Annotated in this window: 14 protein-coding genes; 7 read left to right on the forward strand and 7 right to left on the reverse strand. The window is 29.5% G+C overall.

Annotation, left to right across the window (positions count from 1 at the left end):
- Nucleotides 1–23 precede the first annotated feature (23 nt).
- Complete coding sequence (locus ACNQ13_RS00425) at nucleotides 24–245, forward strand: hypothetical protein (RefSeq protein WP_418034642.1); 222 nt, start codon at nucleotides 24–26, stop codon at nucleotides 243–245.
- Between the two features lie 25 nt (nucleotides 246–270).
- Nucleotides 271–1,236: a hypothetical protein gene (locus ACNQ13_RS00430; protein ID WP_418035389.1), complete on the forward strand. Its 966-nt coding sequence runs from the start codon at nucleotides 271–273 to the stop codon at nucleotides 1,234–1,236.
- Between the two features lie 131 nt (nucleotides 1,237–1,367).
- Here the strand turns inward: ACNQ13_RS00430 and ACNQ13_RS00435 are convergent, their stop codons facing one another.
- Nucleotides 1,368–4,874 carry a DUF31 family putative serine protease gene (locus tag ACNQ13_RS00435; protein WP_418035390.1) on the reverse strand — a complete coding sequence of 1,169 codons (3,507 nt, stop codon included), beginning with the start codon at nucleotides 4,872–4,874 and terminating at the stop codon, nucleotides 1,368–1,370.
- Between the two features lie 189 nt (nucleotides 4,875–5,063).
- On the opposite strand from ACNQ13_RS00435, the gene ACNQ13_RS00440 reads away from it, so the two are divergent.
- The 5 genes from ACNQ13_RS00440 to ACNQ13_RS00460 all read left to right on the forward strand — a co-directional run bounded on the left by ACNQ13_RS00440 (nucleotide 5,064) and on the right by ACNQ13_RS00460 (nucleotide 13,016).
- Nucleotides 5,064–9,437 (forward strand): PDDEXK-like endonuclease domain-containing protein, encoded by a 4,374-nt coding sequence (locus ACNQ13_RS00440; protein ID WP_418035391.1) that lies wholly within the window; start codon nucleotides 5,064–5,066, stop codon nucleotides 9,435–9,437.
- On the forward strand, nucleotides 9,437–10,294 hold the full coding sequence (mutM, locus tag ACNQ13_RS00445; RefSeq protein ID WP_418035392.1) for a bifunctional DNA-formamidopyrimidine glycosylase/DNA-(apurinic or apyrimidinic site) lyase: 858 nt from the start codon (nucleotides 9,437–9,439) through the stop codon (nucleotides 10,292–10,294). The genes ACNQ13_RS00440 and mutM overlap by 1 nt, the downstream gene beginning before the upstream one ends.
- On the forward strand, nucleotides 10,287–10,823 hold the full coding sequence (locus ACNQ13_RS00450; RefSeq protein ID WP_418035393.1) for a cysteine hydrolase family protein: 537 nt from the start codon (nucleotides 10,287–10,289) through the stop codon (nucleotides 10,821–10,823). Before mutM ends, ACNQ13_RS00450 begins: the two co-directional genes overlap by 8 nt.
- A complete protein-coding gene (locus tag ACNQ13_RS00455; RefSeq protein WP_416741523.1) occupies nucleotides 10,811–11,137 on the forward strand; it encodes a Smr/MutS family protein in 327 nt (108 codons plus the stop codon). Before ACNQ13_RS00450 ends, ACNQ13_RS00455 begins: the two co-directional genes overlap by 13 nt.
- A gap of 133 nt (nucleotides 11,138–11,270) precedes the next feature.
- On the forward strand, nucleotides 11,271–13,016 hold the full coding sequence (locus ACNQ13_RS00460) for a hypothetical protein (RefSeq protein WP_418035394.1): 1,746 nt from the start codon (nucleotides 11,271–11,273) through the stop codon (nucleotides 13,014–13,016).
- An 81-nt stretch (nucleotides 13,017–13,097) separates the two neighbouring features.
- Here ACNQ13_RS00460 and ACNQ13_RS00465 read toward each other — a convergent pair whose 3' ends face one another.
- From ACNQ13_RS00465 to secDF, 6 genes are all read right to left on the reverse strand, one after another.
- Nucleotides 13,098–13,718 (reverse strand): hypothetical protein, encoded by a 621-nt coding sequence (locus ACNQ13_RS00465; RefSeq protein ID WP_418035396.1) that lies wholly within the window; start codon nucleotides 13,716–13,718, stop codon nucleotides 13,098–13,100.
- A complete protein-coding gene (thrS, locus tag ACNQ13_RS00470; protein ID WP_416741526.1) occupies nucleotides 13,711–15,456 on the reverse strand; it encodes a threonine--tRNA ligase in 1,746 nt (581 codons plus the stop codon). The genes ACNQ13_RS00465 and thrS overlap by 8 nt, the downstream gene beginning before the upstream one ends.
- Nucleotides 15,457–15,604: 148 nt before the next feature.
- Nucleotides 15,605–17,062, reverse strand: coding sequence for a hypothetical protein (locus ACNQ13_RS00475; RefSeq protein ID WP_418034634.1), 1,458 nt, complete (start codon nucleotides 17,060–17,062; stop codon nucleotides 15,605–15,607).
- A 2-nt stretch (nucleotides 17,063–17,064) separates the two neighbouring features.
- Nucleotides 17,065–17,898, reverse strand: coding sequence for an ABC transporter ATP-binding protein (locus ACNQ13_RS00480; RefSeq protein WP_416741528.1), 834 nt, complete (start codon nucleotides 17,896–17,898; stop codon nucleotides 17,065–17,067).
- 176 nt (nucleotides 17,899–18,074) lie between these two features.
- Entirely contained in the window at nucleotides 18,075–19,340 is a 1,266-nt protein-coding gene (gene obgE / locus ACNQ13_RS00485) for a GTPase ObgE (protein ID WP_418035397.1), read from the reverse strand.
- A gap of 119 nt (nucleotides 19,341–19,459) precedes the next feature.
- Nucleotides 19,460–22,057 carry a protein translocase subunit SecDF gene (gene secDF, locus ACNQ13_RS00490; RefSeq protein WP_416741530.1) on the reverse strand — a complete coding sequence of 866 codons (2,598 nt, stop codon included), beginning with the start codon at nucleotides 22,055–22,057 and terminating at the stop codon, nucleotides 19,460–19,462.
- Nucleotides 22,058–22,140 lie beyond the last annotated feature (83 nt).

Consider the following 22,140-nt stretch of genomic DNA (forward strand, 5'->3'; position numbering starts at 1 on the left):
TAGATATAAATCAGGAGATATAAATGAAAGTTAAAAATAAAGTTTTACTCAGCATTCTAGCTACAGGTTTAATTGCCACACCATTAATATATAGCGCTATTTCATTTACAACGAGTGCAACAGTTAAGCAAAACAATATTACCCATGATCCAAGCGCAATTCGTTGCTGCTGTCCAGGTTGCTTACGCGGAATGAGCAGTAAAACTATTACAATAAGTCCAAATTATAAGGACTCAACTTTTTAAACTTATATAAAATAAAGGAAAAATTATGAGAAAACTAACTAAAATATTATTCCCACTTACTTTATCATCTACAATGCTTACACCTTTAGTAGCAGCTCAATGTGGTACGCAAGCTCCAAGTCAAGAAAATATGGTTTCTTTGGCCAAAAATCTAGATGCATTTATGAAGGATGAAAAACAAAATTCTAAAACTTTTGATGTTGATCTTTCTGTTAAATTTTTAGCTCCACTATCATCAAATAAAGTAGAAGGAATTTATGTGACAAATGGAATGCAATCAATTCCGTATATTGTTTCTTATTTACCACAAATGCTCCAAATAAACAATTCAGTAACTGATGCTGATATCGCAAATTTAAATAAGCTTTACAGCGATTTCTTAAATATGCCAGCTAACTTCTTAAAAATTTCAATTGAAAACTCTGAAACCCCATTAAAATATTTAGCTAATGCTGGTGAAGCTGGAGGTTTTAACTTTATTCAAAACTTAGATGAATACAAGAATGCTGAAATCAAAGATTTAGGCACAATAAGTGTTAATCTAAATAAAATATCTATGAGAGATATTAAGCAAGCTATTAAAATTCTTCAAGATTTTATTACTCAAATACAAGATTTTAATAGCAAGCCTCAAGATAAGCCTGTCTTATTAAAACTTTCATACAACATAAAAGCAAGAATAACATTAAATAAAAAATTAGACTTTGCAACATATGCTAATAACATTTTTGACAAAAATTCAGAAGTTATTTCAAAAATGTTTATCAACTCAGTAAAAAATAACCCTCTAGTAACTCAAAGTTTAGATGAAGAACAAATTAAAGCAATAGCTGATCGCTCAGCAGCTGAAATAAAACGCAACATTTTAGAATTAGATCATGATCTACCTGCACAATACACGCCTTTAAATGAACAAGATTTTGATAACATTAAAAAACTTGGTAAAGTGCTTGATAGTAGTAACACCTTACTTTCAATTCAATTAAAATAGAAAAACGTCCATGCCTAGCGCAATGGCGTTTTCATTATCCAGTATAAAAAGAGCACCTCATTGTTTACCCAAACAACAAGGTGCCTTTCTATTATAAAAGTATTTTATTTTTTAGTGAGAAAAAGTCAAAATTATTTATCAAATAGCGCTGTCTTATATTCTGGACCATAACGTTTTATTAATTCATGGCGATATGAACTAACTTGATATGGATAGTTATCTTTATTGGTTCCATCAACTAAGTTATAAGCATATAACATATCAGCACGATCGTTTTTCCTATAAAATGGTTTATCAAAAGTATTAACAAATGAGGCTACAACATCACGATATGAGTGTACTAGTCTTAAATTATTGTCAAAGTATTTTGTTTCTCCATCAACAATAGATCCTCATTTTAAACCTATTGGCAAGTTATCTTGGTTAACCGCTAGCGAACCAGAAGATCCACCACTTAAGTTGTTTGCACTAGAAGAATAGAATTGTAACATATATCTTTGATATAAAGTGCCATTATAGTCAATGGTGCTTTTTGGATTGAATTCTACACTATAGTCAGCTATTGCATCAGTTACCTTATAGTTATAAATACTATCTCCATTTTCATTAATCTTACTTCAACTTCCATTAATTTCAGTCTTATTACCATTTTTAGCTGGATATCCAGCAATAAAGACATTATTAGGTTGCTTGTCAAATTTATTATTGCCAAATTTAGTATTCATATAGCTGTCTAAATAAATAGCTGTCTTATAGCTTTCAGGTTGAGATAAGTAGCTACTAATCTTATTATCTGGATACATCTTGTTATATTCTTTTAGGATATTGCCAGCTGACATGTAGTCTACTGAAATATAAGGTAAGCTAGAATTGAAGTTTGCCTTTGCTTTATTAGCAATTGCTACTTTTGAAGCATTTACTTGTGCAATTGCATCTAAGATATGTTGTACATAAGCTTTTTGAAGGCGACCTGTTTCAATTAAACTATTATATTCATTTCTTGCTTCAACATTATTTCCATAAGCAGTTGCTTCTGGATCATAGAATTGTGCTGTTTCCAAAAAGCTCATAGGGCTTCACTTAGCAAATACATTTAAGTCAACATATCATTCAAGTACAGCAAAATCAGCTGCTACATTACCTTTGACTTTATTTGGTGACATAAAATTGGTTGCTACATAAAAGTTTTTAGGAATATATAAAGCATGTGAGTCTGAATTATTCATAAATTGGTACATGTAATATTGATTTTTGCCATCAGTTCAATCAGGATCAAATCCGATAAATCAATTAGCTGTATGAATTCCTTTGCTAATTTTATTTTCTTGTCTATTATCTGAATGGTCTTTTTTATCAATATTTGCATTAGCTACATGTAAATTAGTTCCTAAATATAAACGATATTTATTATTTCCTAAATCAACATAGTCTAATAATCAAGCAGTTCCAAGTGTTAAGGTTGATTGAAACTTTATAGCATCATCTACATTCTCAAATACTATTTTAAAGGTACGTTTAAAGATAGAGTCGTAAATATTGTAATTACTAAAGCTTGGATTTTTTGTAGCTTTATTTTCAATTATTAGTTTTTTAACTGTTGCAGCATTATTCTTGTAAAACTCGCTAATTTCATCTGTGTTTCTAGGTGCATTCATATTAGCTTCGAATTTTTCCCATAACTGTTTGATATTATCTTTAGCCTTATTACTTGCTTCAATCTTGCTATTGATATTATCAAGTTCTTGCCCTTTTCAATCAATTGTTTCTAATGATGCTAGGCCAGTGGTAATTTGAGCTAACATGGCTTGAATTTCAGCATTTTGTTTATAGTAGTCGCTAGCATTAACTCACTTGTCAATTTCAGCTTGCAATTGTTTAAATTTTGAAATAGATTGCTCAGTTTCTTGTTTTAAACTAATGTAATATTTTTTAACGCTAGCTAGATCATTTTGTACTTGTGCTAGTTTACTTCTAGCTCTAGCACAAAGAACTATAATACTATCATAATTAGCTTTTTCATTTCCAATTTCTTCTCTTAATTTTTCAAGTTCTTTATAAGAAGTAAGTTCATTAATATAATTTATTAAATCATTATTTTTTGTCTCAAAATCTTTGATAGCTTCTAGTACACTGGCTTTATTTTGCTCAGCTTCTTTTCTAGCACTAGCACTTGCAGCAGTTAAATCTTTTTTAACCTTGAGCAAGGCTTGAAATGAACTGAGTAAGTAATCAAAACTTAAATTAATATAGCTACGTTTAGTTAGTTCACTTCTAATATTTTGATAATTTCTTTTTAATATTGGATCTAATGAAGCTACATCCATTTGATCACATAGTGAAATATTTAAAGCAATATATGACCAAATATTGAATTTTAGTTCATCACTAGCTTGACTTATTAAATTAGGTAAGTTTAACTGATCATTATTCACAATTGGACTATAGGTAACTTGATAGTTTGAAATCATATTAAAGGCTTTAGCATAGCTTTCAAGCTTTCTGTTATATTGTTCAATTACTTGAACTTTATTGCGATTAATTAAATAAATTAATTCCTTTAAGTATTCAATTAAATTATCAAATTTATTAGTAGGTAAAGCAATAGTTGGACTTTCTAATTCGCTATTAATTGTATTAAGCTTAGCCATTGCATCACTATATAATCCAATTGCTGAAGTAAGAGCATTTGAATAGCTTGCAATTAAAACATTTGTTTTATCTATACTATATTCATTATTAATAGCTTCTATGGCTTGTTTTAAGGTATTAAACTCTGATGCAAGCTCAGTTTGTAAAGGTGCATTAGCTTGATAAATAGCTAGAAGATTTTTAGCATTTACATAGTTATCTGATTGTTTATTTATGCCTAATAGCAAGGACTCAAGAGCAGAAATCTTCTTATTTTTTTCATTAATTTCATTTTCATGTTCCTTGAGTAATTTAATCTTTTCATTCTTTAGTTCACCAATTTGTTGATTTAGAGCTAATTTTTCATTATTTAAATTTGAAATAGCTTGCTCATTTTTAGCAATTTCAGCTTCTTTTTGAGCTAAAGTTTGCTTATTTAATTCAATTTGTGCTTGTAATTGTGCAATTTGATTCTTTAGCCCTGTAATATTGCCTTCTAGCTCAGTGATATAAGCTTGTTTAACTTCAATACTTTTGCTTAGTTTATCTATTTCATCTTGATTTGAATGTAATTGTGCTTTTAGTTCTTCTAATTGTTCTTTTGCTTCTATAATTTGATTTTCATAACTTGCTTTAATATCATTAATACCATCAATTTTATCTTGTAAAAGATTAATTTGATTATTAAGTTCTGTGCTTTTTGCCTCATTTTGATGTTTTAAAGTAGCCAATTGATCATTTAATTGAGCAATATTGTTTTGATGTTGTTTAATTTGATTATCTTTTTGTGCAAGCTCTAAGTCATAAGCTTTTTTATTAGCCTCTAACTCAGAAATTTTTACATTTAAAGCAGCCTGAACAGCTTGATTATCTTGTTCAAGTTTTTTAATTCTTTCAACTAATTTTTGCTCTGGCCCTTGATTTATATCATCACAAGAAGAGGAAATAACAGGCAAAAAAGTTGCCACTGAGGCACTAGATATTAAAAGTAAGTTACGTAGCTTTTTCATATTTAAATTTTATTCTATTTTTACTTATTTTTTTAATTCTATTAATAACTTATTATTTTTTCCACAAATGTGGAAATTGTGGAAATAGCATGCTTTTTTGACTAAAATTTCAGTAAAAAAAGTTAAAGTTTGATAAACTTTAATTACTTAGTAATTAAGTTTAATTTAAGTCTATTAACTAGGAGAATTATGTTCGAAAATATATTAAATAAACTACTTGATACATCATTACGCAACAATTTGGTCAAAATTAAGCCTGAAAAATATTTAACTATAGAAGCTATTGAAGAAACAGCCGAAGGCCCATTTTTATTAACTAATAATGCTAAAAGTGCCACAGCAAAACAAAGTATTATGCTAGTTAATATTGCTAATGCTGAACTTAGCAAAATGGCTGACAAATTTATCAAATTCAATCGCCTTTCAATTGAAGAAACTGGGATAAATATTTTAAATCTAACTCTTGGAATTTTAAAATGACAAGATCGTGATGATAACTTGCTTAATTCACCATTATTTTCCATTAGTGCAGAATTAAATAGTGAAAAAGATGATTATTTTATTGAGGCTTCTTATGCTAACATCGAGCCAAACTATACGCTTGCTTTTAAATTTAAAACTGAATATAATTTTGACTTACTTAAAGTCTTAGAACAATATTTAGAAACAAAGAGCACTTTTAATGAAGTACTAGATAATTTAACTGAATTAGAAAACCAACTCCTCAGTCAAATTAATTTTGGTCAAAAACAACTCAAGGTTCAAAAGCTTGCTTATTTTGGTATTTTTACTTATTCTAAAATCAGCATTTATAATGACTTAATTCAAAACAAGGCCCGTTTGGATGCTTCACCATTTTATCAACAATTAAATGGCCAAATGCAAAACTTTAATTTCGAACTTATCTCTGATAAAGATATTGATGAAAAAATTGATTACTTAAATTACTACCACTGTCTTGAATCTGATGGATCCCAAGAAAAGGCTATTCAAGCTGCAATTCAAGGCCACAGCTTCGTGCTTCAAGGTCCTCCTGGAACCGGGAAATCTCAAACTATTAGCAACATCATTACAGAATTAATGTCACGTGGCAAAAGAGTTCTGTTTGTTGCTGAAAAAACAGCTGCTGTTGATGTTGTTTATAACACACTAGCAGCTAAAGGTTTTGAAAAATTTATTCTACGACTTCATAGCGATGATAACAATAAAGAATTCGCCAAAAAATTACTTGCTGACTATGAAGAAACAAAAAGTTATCCAAAATTAAATAATTCATTTAGAGATGAAATGAATCGTAATATTTCTCAATATGTCAGATTAATTAATGACTATGAAAACATACTGGTAGATAGCGATAAAAATAGTGTTCCATTATTTACTTTATTTAATAATTATCTAGAAATTAAGGACTACTTACCTATTTCTGAATCCTTTAGTTTTATGCGTAGCTATTCAGAAGAAGAACTTAGAGATATCTATGACTTACTAAAAAATTACCAAGGCATGTTAAATTCATTTAATAAGATCAACTATTCAAAATGATTTTCAATTATTCACACTAGTGAAGTTGACTTTAACAAAATTATTAACTGTTTAAATAATCTTAAAAATAACTTAACTCAACTTAATTACTTGCTTGGTAATAGTGACTATATTTTTATTAAAAATAACGAGTTATTTAGTGAGATTGAAAAGGTTAAAAATATTACTTTTATCTTGACTAAAACTACTTGAAATAAGAAAAATAACTTTACCTTTAATTCTGAATTAAGAACTCTAAAAGAAATTTCAAAATTATATAAACAAATTACAAGATTGCTTGGTTTTGATCAAGTTACTTTGAAAATGAATAAAAATAATATTAGCTATTTGGAAAAATGATTAAAGGAAAACAAAAATGGTTTCTTTAGAGCTTTTTCAAAGCAATATAAAGCTAATAAAGAGGTCTTAATTTTACAAGATTTTGGTCTTGGAATTCATCCTAATTCTTATAGAAAAGCTAAAAAACTTTATAAAGCGAGTTTAAAGGCTCAAAAGATATTTGATAAAATTCAAACCATTTTACCATCATTAACGTTTCAATTTGATATTCAAGATATAGTGTTAGTTGATATATTAATTCAAAATTTCGAAACTCTAGCAAACAGCTTTACTGACTCAGAGTTTAGCTTTGCAGTTAACTGCACTAAAGAAGTTGCTCCTGTTGCTCGCTTTTCATTTGCTCAATTACAAGAAATGATTAGTGAAATTAACTCTAATTATGCCGAACTATTTAAAAACTTCTTAGTTGAATTGGATGCTGAAAACTATTATGCAATTATGAATTTCATTGATACCTTGCTAATGGAACAAAATAATGGTTATGTAATAGTTTCTAAGAATAATTTAGAAATTAAATTAGTCGAATTTGGACTTAAAAACTATTTAAGCTTCTTACATTCAGGTCACTACAACAGCTTATTTGTAAATACATTTAAATGATCATATGCAAACTGAAACATTAAAAATATTTTAGTAAGAAATAATTTAGCAAGTGATTTTGTTAAATTAAAAGATTTACATGAAAGATATCAAAATGATATTGCAATCTTAAACAAAAATGCCTATGCCAATGCCTTAGAAGCTTGCAGTAAGCAAGTTCCTAATTTCCTTGGAACTGAACGTAGTTACCTAATATTAAAAGCAGAAGCATCTAAGTCACGTAAACTAAAATCAGTTAAAAACGTAATGTCAGAAGCTAGCGATGCTATCTTACAAATGAAACGTTGTTTAATGATGTCTCCTCTATCAGTTTCAACATACCTAAAAGATTCAAGTGCAAATTTTGACGTTCTAATTATTGACGAAGCTAGTCAAATTAAGACAGAAAACGCTTTATCTTCAATTTTTAGAGCAAATCAATACATTATTTGTGGGGATGTTGAGCAATTACCACCTACCAGTTTCTTTGAAGAAAAATCTGATCTTGATGAAGTCGATGATGAAAACATCTATGACTTAGATGCCTATGAATCAATACTTTCAGCTGGTGCCTCATTCCTTAAATCAATTGCTTTAAGATGACACTATCGTTCAAAATATGAATCATTAATTTATTCATCTAATACCAATGTTTATGATAATACTCTGGTTTCTTTCCCAAGTGTTTCAAATGGAGATCGTTTTACAGGACTTAATTTCATTTATACCAATGGTATTTATGAAGATCGTGAAAATGCACAGGATGCTGATGCAACAATTAAAAAATTAACTCAAATTATTGACAAGTTTGGAGACAAGAAAACTATTGGTGTTATTACTCTTAATATCACTATGGCCAACTATTTAGATAAGCATCTTAATAGATTTTTAAATAGTAATGAAAAATACAAGCCTTTCTTAAACCCTAAATCAAAAACAAAATTCTTTATTAAGAATATTGAAAATGTGCAAGGAGATGAAAGAGATATCATCTTACTTGTAATTGGATTTGGCCCAAATTCTGAAGGTAAAATTTCACATAATTTTGGAGCAATTAACCAAGATGCTGGATATAAACGTCTAAATGTAGCAGCATCACGTGCTAAAGAGGCCATGTTTATTGTTTCATCATTAAAATATAGTGATATTGATACAAACAAAAGCCCATCCCGTGGAGTTGCCTTCTTAAAAGACATACTTAAAAATGCTGAAGTTGGAGTGCAAAGTGTTGCCTCAAATAGTGCTATTACTCAGGCATTTAAGGCTCAATTAGCACAAGAATTAACTAATTTAGGTTATATTGTACATACTAATGTTGGAGCTAGTGATTTCAAAATTGATTTAGCTATTTATAGCAAAGAGAAAAACAAGTATGTACTTGGACTTGAATGCGATGGAACAACATTTGCTTCCTCACGTGTAGCTAAAGATCGTGATTATTTACGTAGCAATGTTTTACAAAGTCGTGGTTGAATCATTTATCGTATGTGATCAACTGATTGGTTCAAAAATAAAGACTTGGAAATGGAACAATTAACCAGCTTTATTCAAAAACATCTTTCTTCACTTGAACAAGTCAAACCACGCTTAAATGAAGTTTTAGAATCAGAAAACATCATTGAACAAGTTGCAAAAGTAGATTTTAGAAGTTGCTTTGAACCTTTAATTAGCCTAAAAGAAGTTAGAAGAAATACCCTAATCCGTGATAAGGCAATATATTTACAAGAACATATTAATGTAATTTCACTTAAAGAATTAAAAGTTTTAATTCAAAAAGTATATACAAACCCTAAAAATATCAATCTAGTATTAGACAACTATAGATTCAAAATTATTCAAGGATTCGCCTACAACACAGGGTTAAATAATCAAGAAATCAAGTTTAAAACTGCATACGATGATGATAAAAGAGAAATTGGATTCTTGCATCCTAAAGAATGAGAACACTTCTTAGCTAAAGCAAAAGAATTTAATAATGAAGTGAACTATGATGAGTTAGCCAAAATTGCTCTTGAGTTACTTGGCTACAAACGTCAAAGTGCAGTTACTTTACAACAAGTTATAGATATATTAAAGAACACTAATGAAAAAGGAGGCAAATAATGCCAGAATATCCTGAAGTCACAGTTGTAACAAATACTTTAAATTCCTTAACTAGTGGTCACAAAATAATAGCCATTGAGGTTTTAAAGGATAAATTAATTAAGAATGCTTCACAAGCCCAATTTATTGACTTCTTAAAAAACAAAACCATAAAAGAAATATGTAATTATGGGAAGTTTATTCTCTTTACATTTGATGATAATTCTCGTATGATTTCACACCTTAGAATGTCTGGAAAGTACTTTGTGTTAGATGTAAACAGCACAAACCCAATGATGCAAGAAACTCATAACTATATTTATTTCTATTTAGATAATAATACAGTTATGATTTATAATGATGCTCGTATGTTTGGTTCATTTGAAATTATTCCTTCCAACGATACTCGCAGCATTTATGAGATTAAAAATTTAGCCAAGTTACCTCACGAAGTGGATGTTGATGCTTTATGAAACAAATTACAACATAAAAATATCAGTATTAAAGCAGTATTGCTTGATCAATCCTTAGTTTTAGGAGTTGGTAACATTTATGCTGATGAAGCTTTATATCGAATTAAAATGTATCCAATGCTTAAGTGCAATAAAGTTTCAAAAACAAGACTAGCTCAATTATTACAAGCTGCTGGTGATATTATGAATGATTCAGTGGCCCATGGTGGTTCTTCAGTACATACTTATGTATCTGTTAACTCTAAAAGAGGAAGTTATCAGAATAAATTGAAAGTTTATGGAAAAGATGGACAACTTTGTTCCACATGTAGACATTCTTTAATAAAAAAAGTAAAATTAGATTATAAGCAAAATGGACGTGGCACAAGTTTTTGTCCAAATTGCCAAAAGGAAATTAATGGATAAAAAACTGCTTATAGTAGTTGATATGTTAAATGGTTTTGCTTATAAAGGAGCTTTAGCGAGCTCAAATATTGCTAAAATAATCCCAACAATTGCTAATATTGTTCAAGAATTCGATCATAATTTATTTGTTTGTGATCACCACTCAATAGAAGACTTAGAAATGAAACTTTACCCAATTCATTGTCTAGCCAATGATGTTGAATCTGAAATAGTGGCTCCACTAGTACCTTATGCGCAAGAAATTGTTTATAAGAACACTACTAATGCCTTCTGAGATATACCAGCAAAAATTTGGGATCTTTATGATGAATTTTATCTAGTAGGATGCTGCACTGACATTTGCATTCTCCAATTAGGTATAACCTTGAAAACATATTTAAATAAGATTCATTCAGATAAAAATGTTATTGTATATCAGGATGCACTTGCTACTTATGATAGTAAAGATCACAATGCTAAGCAGTACACTGAAATAGGCTTAAAAGCTTTAAAAAATGCAGGAGTAATTATAAAAACATGAGAACAGTAGATTTACATGGTTTAACTTCAGAACAAGCTATGATTGAAGTTGTTAAACATCTATATGATCTAAAAAGAAATAAAATTGATTCAGTACTATTTATTACTGGAAATGGTACAGGTACACTAAAAGCTGCTTTAGAAACTTTTTTAGTTAAAAACAAAATTAAATACAACCTTCAAAACGATGGAGCAGCTTACTATTTAGATTCAAGAGATTGCTTTTCTGGCTCAAATTCAAGCTTATATGATGAAGAAGATTTTGAAGATGAATTACTTGATGAAGATGATTTAGAAGATATTTTCACAGGCTACAAGTTCTAATTTTAATTAACACCCTTGTGGTGTTTTTTTATGAAAATGTGGAACAATTTTCAAATTTCCACATTCATGTCCTTTTTACATAACTTCACGATAATACATAATATAATTAAGAAAAGGAAGATAAGGAAAAGACATGAAAAAAGTTTGAAAATATTTAATATTAGGAGCAAATACAATTACTCCTATTTGTGCAACAGTATCATGTTACACAAATCATGAAAATTATAAAGGTGAAGTTAATAATAACCTATCTAAAATTAAAGGAATTGATGAATTAATTTGAGACAAGCCGAATAAAGATTTCAATTTAAATGGATTAAATGCTGCTGCAATTAAGCTTTTAAAGAACAACACTAACTCACCAGCAGCAAAGAAATATATTAAATCTTTAAATGATATAGTCAAGGTTATTAATCGTCATCCGAAAACTTATATCAAAAACATAATCAGTGAAGAAAATGAAGATATTATTAAAGATTCATGAGTTGCAATAAGTATGGTTAATAGCTATATCAAATATCTAAATAGTAATGAATGCAAGCTTGAATATCTTGGTAACATTAGTTCTGATGATAATTCTAATTCACGTTATGCTCCTACATGATCTGAAATGAAACTAGGTTCAATAGATCTTTATAGTGAGATTGGTCAAGCAAAATATTTTAACTCATTATTTAAACCAGTTGGTCAAGAAAAGAATATTAGTTTAGTTCAAGATGTTATTGATAAAAAAGACAAAATAAATTGAGATGAATATGCAAAGCAACATAAAGAATTAAACAGAAATAATCACAAATATGCGATGGATATACTTGATGGCGTAGACTTATCTGCTCTTTCAAAACACTGTAAACTGTTCCCTGCTAAACTTATGTCTTTATGAAATGTAGAAGACTTATCAATGCGTGATAATGTTGGTGGCTACAATGGAGATGAAAAACCACAAGGTCTTAATAGTGTATGAGATACAAAAATCGAATACATGACAAAAAAGCTTGATCCAGAATTTTATGCTCCATTATCATATGTAACAAAAGATGGTAAAAGAATTGATGCTATTACAGACTATAAAATTCAAGAAGTTGAATTCTCAAGAGGAAATAACCTTCTTGAATTATTAAAAATAAAAGACATTCCAACTCCAATTATTCAAGGACTTGAAAACATAAAGAATTCTATCCTTGTTCCGGATAATATCGATTATTTATATGGTCACATTAAATACAATAATTTCGATTCTGATATTACGAAAATAAAAAACGCTGATTTCAATAAAAAAGTAAAATTCTACAAAATTACAATTCCAGTTCATGTGACACAAGGTTCTCTAGTTCCTAGAGCCTATAAGCTTTATCATCAAGACAATAAGGTATTTATCAACTATCAACCAAGCAAGCGTGCAATTAATAATGAGATAGAATGATATGATAGTTTTGAGAGCTATTCTTATTATTTTAAGAAAACTTATGAAATGCAATTTGATAGATTTGCAAATGATAGATTTATATACCCATCTGAATATGCTGACAAATTATTCAAAGAAATGAAATCTGATAAACTTACAAGAGAAATTGAATATCAAGCTTCAGATAAAGTCTTAAATTCATTTGAATTTATTATTCCTTTATTAGAAAACGAACCAGAACCAGAAGTTATTTTCAATGCAATGGATTCTCAAATGCGTTTTGAATTACAATATGGTTACTCATATAAGATGGAAGAAGATTGAAGCAGAAGAAATATTCCAGGGCCATATGAATTCACTTTTCCATTAGCAAATACTTATGGTGATATAGATAAGCAAACATCAAACTTTGCTATTCTTCACAATACTACAATTCCTGAAATTGCAGCCTTATTAAAAGAAAAAGGGCTATAGTTTTTATCCTATGCAAATGCATAGGGTTTTTCTTTTAGTTCTAATTAAAAGCAATAAGAAAAATCCATCCAAAAGGATGAATTATTTCTTATCAATATTTTCTATTTCTTGTTTAGTCATATCTAATTTCTCAATCAGGTTTTGAGCTTGAGTAGTAGAAACTTTTGTATCTGTTTCTTTAATTTCAAAGTCTAGATCATTGTTGTCTAGAAAAGCCTTTTGTTTGCCAAACATTTGTCTTAATTTGTCCATAAATTTTTCATTTAATGTAAATGTAGCAGTTAAATAAGCTGCTGCACAAAGTAAGAAAACCAACACTGTGTCAAATGGAAAAACTAATCATTTGGTTTCAAAAACTTCTTTGTTATCTGGACCTTTAACACTGTGAGATTGTGGAATTCAAAATAGAGTTAAAACAATTCCAACAATAAAAATATAATTTGAAAAACGATAAATTGATAGCTTTTTGTTTCAAGCTAGAATAAATCCATATATCACCACACTCAAGCCATAAACCACTGACATAACTATTCTTGCTCAAAGAGGCAAGTGATAGTTTGAATCAGGTATAAAAACATTTCATGGGATGATAATACCACTAGTTAAGATTAGCAATAAGCTAAAGATAGTTAAATAAATATAAAATGATGTTGTATATCAATTTCTTTTAGCTGTTTTAGTGGCAGTTTTTTGTTTACCCACGAGAATCTCTCAATCTCATCATTTGTAAGATGAAGTCAGCTAATGGTAATGTCACAGTTTCTTCTTTTCCATATTCTCTATATGAGATAGTTTCACTTAGTCTTTCTTTTTCACCCAAAATAATTTGGTATTTAGATTTAGACATTTGAGCTTCACGAACTTTTTTACCTAATCTTTCATCTCTATCATCAATTTTTGATCTAAAGTCTGCATTAAATAAAATCTTGTTTACTTCTTGAGCATATTTAATGTCTTCTGCATTATTTGTAGCAGGAATAACTGTAAATTGTTTAGGTGCAAGTCAAAATGGTAAAACACCTTTAGTTTGTTCAAGTAAAATAGCAACAAAACGTTCATATGTTCCAATTAATCCACGGTGAATCATAACTGGACGTTCTTCTTCATTATTTTGGTTAGTGAAAGTAATTTGGAAACGTTCTGGTAGTAAAAAGTCAAGTTGTAAGGTAGAAACAGTAATTTCATGTCCTAAAGCTGTAAAGATTTGAATATCCATTTTTGGACCATAGAAGGCAGCTTCACCAATCTTTTCTTCATATTTAACACCTAATTCATTAAGTACTTCACGAAGTTGATTTTCTGCTTCATTTCACATGTGATCATCTTCATAGTATTTTTCTTTATTTTCAGGGTCTCTTAATGAAAGAGAAACATAAGAAATTTGAATTTTGAAGATTTCAAGAGTTTCTTTAATTAATTGGTACATTGATTTGAATTCTTCAGCGATTTGGTCTTTTCTAACAAATAAGTGCCCTTCTGTTAGTAACATACCTCTTACACGTTCAAGTCCTGTAAGTGCACCTGATTTTTCATATCTGTATAATTGTGATTGTTCTGAATATCTAATAGGTAAATCACGGTATGAACGTTTTTCTGTGTTGTAACATAAAATGTGGTGAGGACAAGTCATTGGACGTGGAATTAAACGTTCATTTTCAACTACAATAGGTCTAAACATATCGTCTTTGTAGTGGGCTAAGTGCCCTGAGATTTCATAAAGTTCTTCTTCACCAAAGTGAGGAGTTAAAACTTCAGTAAATCCATATTTTCTATCCATTTTAAGCACAAGATTTCTAATTTCATTGTGGATGTACATTCCATCTTCAAGTCAGAATGGTAATCCTTGACCACCTAATTTATTAAATGTAAAGAGTTTAAGTTCTTTTCCAATTTTTCTGTGATCTCTTTCTTTTCTATCTTTTAATAATTCTAAGTAAGCATCTAATTCTGCTTGGCTTTCTCATGAAGTACCATAAATTCTTGTTAATTGGATATTGTCGCTATTTCCTCTTCAGTATGCACCAGCTAATGATAAAAGTTTAAAGTATTTAATTTTCTTAGTATCTTCAACATGTCCACCTGCACATAAGTCAACAAAAACTGTTTCGTTGTTAAGTGGATCAACTAGAGCATAGAAAGTAACATTTTTTCCAGCTGCTACTAATTCATCATATAATTCTTGCTTATAGGGTTTATTAGTAAAATCATATTCATTAATTGAAACTTGTTTCATAACTAAATTACGTGAAGCAAGTTTTTTCATGTATTTTTCAATTTTAGCTAATTCTGTATCACTCAATGGTGTTTCGAATTCGAAGTCATAGTAAAATCCTTCATCTGTAGCAGGCCCAAATCCTAATTTAACATTTGGATAAAGTTTTTCAACTGCTGCACCAAGTAAATGGCTTGTTGTGTGATTTAAAAGTTTATTTGCTTTCATTGTATCTCCTTAAATTAGTGAAATTATAATACTTTTTTAATTTTCTATCTTACTAAAGTAAGATAAATGTCTTTAAAATATTTGTTTTTTTATATCTTATCACCAATTAGTTATCTGCATACAAAAAAAGCGAGCTAATGCTCGCAGATTAACGGGTTGATCATTTAAATGACTTAGCTGATAAGCCAAATAGAAGAACACTTCAAATGTAAGGTAGAATTAAGTTTATAATGTTTTCTGATTTTGAACCAATTTGAATTAAATCATCTTGACTAATAGCTTTATTACCCATAAGGATATAAGATTTTAAATCAGAGCTAAAATCAGGTCTCATTTTAATTCATTGAACAATTTGATTTGTACTATCATCTAAGTTACTTGCATTTAAGTTTTGAATTAGTTGTTGGAATTGACCTTCACGAGCTACTGATGCATTAGCACCTAGAGCAAGGTTTTGTAAGAATAAGACATTGTTATCATTTAAACCTTTACCACTGGCTAAAACATCATTTAGACTAGTATGAACAGTTTGATTAAGGACTGATTCAAATGGTACAACTAAAGGTTGAATAGTTTTTAGTGAGTTAACTGAGTAATAAGTTTTATTTACATCAAATATATTATATTTTTCAAATGCAACCGAATTAAATTCACTGGTTGCAATATTATGCATATGATGCAATAATTGATCAATTTCAGGTTTTATTTCATCGCCTTGTAGTAGTGGGAAACGTTTTAAAGCTTGGGTATATTTAGCAACTGATTCAAGGTATGACATGTAATCATTTAGTGCATAGATAGCTGGTGCATCTTTGGCAGCAAAATTTATTTCTTTTCCACTTATTTCAATAACAGGAGTTAAATAAGCACTTCCTTCAAATGCCATCTTATTTTGGGTAATTGATGATTTAAAAGGTGAAATATATGAGAATCATCACATTCCTTTAACTTCTGAGACAGCTACCATTGGAAACACTTGTCCAGTTAAAAACATTGAAATAATTAATAAAGTAGATCCCAATGCTTGAATCATTAAAATAGATTTGGATACTGAAACAATAAAGAGCCCAACAGCTAATGAAACTAACGTTAAAGTTAGTAATGAATATATCAGACCTCCAACTTCAATTTGTTGAAATATTTGTTTCAAGGAAGCTAAAGAAACATGATAATTCACTCCGCCAATTACTTTGCTATAGACTACTTTTCCTTCAGTAAAATAATCGGGCCCAAAAATTATAAAAGTGAAAAATAATGTTCACAATCCTGAAAGGAACATGATGATGAAATAATAGCTAGCCACATAGAGTAAAAATACTAAAGGCTTTATTTTAGTTGCACCTATTCTTTTTAATAATGTTGACTTCTTAAATTCAAAAATAGCAGTAGGTAGTGAAACACAAGCAATTGCCACCGGTCCAATTGTTAATGAAGATGAAGCAATCATTGGATAATTAAAAATTAAACCACAAACAACAATGAAAATAATCGGATAACCAAATGCGAAAAATGGCCCTACAAAGGCTTTTCAAAAGTGAATGTTAATTAATGAGAAAATACCATTAAATGTATTTTCTGATTGTGATTTTATTCTTTTACTTTTCATATTTATCCTATGTATTTATCTAAACATTTGGCAACTGAACCAAATTCAGCTATTGTTTCTTCTTTTAACGCATCATAAATGATTTTTCCCTTATGCATAATCACAATTCGATCAGCAATTATTTCAACTTCATTAACATCATGCGAAATTAATAAAATTGAAGATTCATTTGCGATTGCAAACTTCTTAATAAAATGAATTAAGCGAGATTTGATTTTTATATCTAGCCCAGTGCTTAATTCATCCAAAATAATTAATTTTGGACAGTGGATAATAGCAAGTAAGGCATTTAATCTTTGTTGCTGACCACCAGAAAGAGCTGATGCTTTATTAAAAATAAATTCATCAATTCCGAATATTTTTATCAAGTTTTCAATGTCAGCTTCTTCTAGTGCTGATCCATAAATTTTCTTCATTGAAACAATAACATCTTTAACTGTTAACCCTTGTGGGTAGGAAGAATCTTGAAATTGGATTCCAATGAGGGCATTATTAATTTTACTAGTTTCTTGCATGTTATAAATAATTTGACCACTAGTTGGATTTGAAATTCCAACTATCATTTCAACAGTTGTTGTTTTTCCAGCACCATTAGAACCAAGTAAAGCTACATTTTGACCCTGATATAAGGTTAAATTCATATCATTAACAGCATAAAATTTCTTATTATGGCGTAATGAAAATTCTTTACTGACGTTTTGTATTGTAATGAGTTTTGGTAAATTGAATTCCCGAGTTTTAGCAGGTTGATAGAGTTCAACTTTTTGTGATTGTTTTTCTAAGTCAGCTAAAAAATCTCGAGATATTTCTTGTACTTTTGCTATCTTATTATTCATTTTATTTCCTTTATCTATTAAATTATAAATTTATTTTCTATATTAGGCAAAAGAATGTAAAATATGGAACTTTTTTGTTCCACATTACTTTTAACCCTAGCTAGTAGCCTTTTTAGTAATTTAAGTTATAAAAAAGCTACCTAGCAATAGCTGGTAACATTATAAATTATTTAAAATTATCTTTCATCAGTTCATTCAAATTGGAATCCGTAGATACTTACAGTATCCCCGATTTCAATTCCCATACGAACTAGTTCATCTCATACACCCATTTTTTTCAAGATGTTGTTAAATCTTACTAAGTTGTCAAAAGTGTTAATTGGTATACGGTTGTAAAGCTCTTCAACCTTTTTACCTTCGATTTCAAAGTATCCTTTGTATGGGTTCTTAATTACATAGTCAGGTTCATATTCAATAACTGTTTCTTCTTCTTGCTCTTCTTCGATAGTTTCATAATTATGTTTAGTAATCATGTCTCATAATTTAGCTTTAACTTCATCTAAATTTTCACGGAAGATTGCCGAAATTGTTACTACTTCAATATTTGGATATTTAGCCTTAAATGCCTTAAGGTGAGCATCAAAAGCTTCTAAATCAGATTTATTCGCAATTACTAATTGAGGTTTATTTTCAAGTTTTAAATTGTATGATTTGAGTTCATTATTAATGATTTCAAAATCTTGAATTGGATCTTTTTCCTCTGAACCAAAATCAATAATGTGAGCAATAACTCTACAACGTTCAATATGTTTAAGGAATTGAATTCCAAGTCCTTTTCCAAGTGCTGCGCCTTGAATTAAACCAGGTAAGTCAGCTACAGTAAAGGAATCATCATGAAATTGCACCATTCCAAGTTGTGGTACTAAAGTGGTGAATTCATAATCAGCAACTTTAGCTTTTGCATTAGAAATAGCATTTAAAAATGTTGATTTACCAGCTGATGGTTTACCAACCACTCCAACATCACTAAGAATTTTTAACACAATGTGAGCTTCAAACTTTTCTCCAGGCATTCCATTTTCACTAATTCTTGGTGCAGTATTTTTAGCAGTCTTAAATTTAGTATTTCCTCTACCACCTTTACCACCTTTAGCAATTAAGTATGGAGTGTTTGCTTCAATAATGTCAGCAACCAACTTTTTACCATTGTAAACTAATGTTCCAACTGGTACCTTGATAAAAGTATCTTCAGCATTAGCACCATAGAGATTTTTAGGTCCACCTTTGATACCATCTTTTGCAACAATGTGTTTGTTTTTATAAAAGGCTAGAAGTGTATTTTTACCACTGTCCCCAACGAAGTAGACATTACCTCCACGTCCACCATCTCCTCCATCAGGACCACCTTTATCAACATGGGCTTCTCTACGGAATGAGACCATTCCATCTCCACCACGTCCGGCTTGAATGTTTACATAAACTTCATCGATAAATTTAGCCATATTTCCCTCCTTAGGTTAATTTATTTTATTATTTTCTTCCTAATTGCTTATATTATATAAGGTTTTGGCAAGATTATAAAAACAGCAATAAAATCTGCTGTTTTTATTCATTGATTTTATTAGATATAGTCGTTTATTCCAACAAAAGTTTGTTCATCTGGATGGTTGATGTCTCAATATCCAGTTTCAATTCTTTTGGCTCTAACTTTTTGACGATGTAATTCGAGTTTAGATCAAATTCATGAACAAATGTAAATTGATGAATATACCCCAATGCTAATTCCAAATAACATAACAATGTTAAATGAGAAATCAGTAGCGTTGTGGAAGCATAGTAAGACAAGAATAGCTAAAATAGTTGTTCCTGAAGTATATAAACTTCTCTTTAAGGTTTCAGCAATTGAACTGTTTACAATTTTAGTAATATCTTCTTTTCCTAAAATTTGGTTAACATATTGTGTTTTAATTGTTTCTCTAATTTTGTCAAATGTAACTACAGTATCATTAATACTTAATCCTAGGATTGAAAGCATTGCAGCTACAATAATAGTTGAGACTTGTAATCTGGTAATCACAATAAAGGCCATAACCATTAAGAAATCATGTAGCAGACCAATAATAGCTGCAATTGAGTAAGTTCAGCTCATTCTAAATAGTAAGTAAAGCACAATTCCAACAAAGGCAATTGCAGTAGCAATTACTGCATTAAGCACTAATTTTTGGGCTTCAGTAGATGAAATAGAGTAATCTATTATCTTAAGAGCTGAGTCTTGAGCTAGGATTAATTCCTTAATCTTTTGTAATTCAGTTAGTGAAAATTCTTGAGCAGTTTTAATTGAAATTGCTCAGTTATCACTAGTTGAGCTGACTTTATTTAGCGAAATAATTGAGTCTACATTATGAATGTTGAGAGCTTGACTATTGTTTAATAAAGCTTGTTGAATAGCTTGAGCTTGAGTTTGGGTTAATTGCCCACCAATATCAGAAGTAATAGTAATATTAGTTCCACCTGAGAATTCTAATGAACGATTAAATCCTGCTCAAATATCTTTATGTGCTCCTGATATAGATGCAAATACTATAATTCCAGCTAACATAAAGATCAATGATCCTAAAGCGAATCATTTTGATTGTTTAAGGTAGTTGTTATTTTCGACAGCAACACCAAGTTTAGTTTTATTATTAATGTATCTTTTTCTAATACCTAGTAAGTAAAGCTTATCATCTAACAATCCTGAGTTTACTAGCATAGTTGCTAAAAATCTAGAAAATAATAGCATAACTAATAAGGTAAATAGAATAGAGAGTACTAAAGTAACTGAGAATCCTCTCACTTCCTTAGTTCCGAAGTAAAAGAGGATAAATCCAACAATAATAGTTGTCACATTGGCATCTAGAATTGAAGAAAGCGATAATTTATTAGCATTTCTAAAGGATTTTTTCAAGGAATCCCCAGTGTAGACTTGACGTTTTAATCTTTCATAAGTAATAACATTAGCGTCTACACTAATTCCGATTCCAATAATTAAAGCAGCAATTGTTGCAGGTGAGTATTCACCACGAAGCACTGTAAATAGTAATAATGTTAAGAATATATATAGTGCAATTGAAATTGTACTTAAGGCACCTAATAATCCATAGTTAACCATCATGAAAATTGAAATTAAACTAAAGATTACAAGTCCAGCATACATTGCATAATTAAATGCATTTGAATTTAAGTTTGGATTTAAGTAAATGTTTGAAAGAACATTTAGCTCATAGTCACTAAGACCAAAGTTAATTTTTCCAGCTAATTCACCAGCTTCTTGTGGTGTAAAGTTTCCTGAAATTTGTACATCTGCAGTGTTTAATGGTCCATTAACACTAGCATCAGAAATTAAGTACTCTTTAGCATTAAATTCATGTTCTTTTAAAATGTTTGGCACTCTTTGAGGTTGCCCATTAATCCCCATAATCACACTGTATGGTTGGTTATTAACGTGAATAAAGTTTCATAAGTTGTGTCCTGAAGCTTCTCAATCACTTGGATATTTATCTTGAGCTAACTTCAGTAGCTTCTCAATGTTTAATCACATTAGCATTCTGTGATCTTGTAACTGAGAAACATATTCAGTTGCTTTTGTTCATTGGAAAATGGCATCTTTATCAGCTAGTTTTAGGTTAACTGAAGTTTTACCATTTTGGGTATTTGAAGAAACAGCTGCTGAATTTTGCTTGAATGGGGGAATCCAGTTGGCTGGAGTTCCACCATTGGCATCAAGAGAGTTGATGGGATTTCCTATTTTGAAAACGCCATCATAAAACAATGGTTGTAAGTCAGCGTTAGTTATGGTTAAAATAGGTTTATCAACGATTTCTTTTTCGAATTCAATACGCTGTGAATCAGTTATAGCTCCACTCTTAGTGATTCTAATTTTTCCTTCACCTTCTGAGGATACTGTTATACCATTAAGTCCAGTACCACCAGTTAAACGTTCAAATAAAGATCTATTAACTTGTTCAGTTAATTGTTTATCAGCATTCTGCCCATCTTTCTTAACTTGAACAAGTACTTCAATTCCTCCACCATACTCAATTGACTTATTAACATTTTTATTTATGTAGAATACACTACCAAAAACAATTGCTAATATTGCTGAGACTATAGTGATGAAACTGATTATCAATCTCTTAAAATTATTTAATTTTAAAAATTTGTTTCATCTCTTTTTCATAACTAGTATATATTTTAGCAAAAAAACTCTATATTCATAATGAATATAGCTGCTAAGGGCCATATTTTACCTTTAGTTCCCTA

It is taken from the genome of Mycoplasma milvi, from assembly GCF_048284715.1.
Taxonomy (GTDB): Bacteria; Bacillota_I; Bacilli_A; order Mycoplasmatales; family Metamycoplasmataceae; genus Mycoplasmopsis.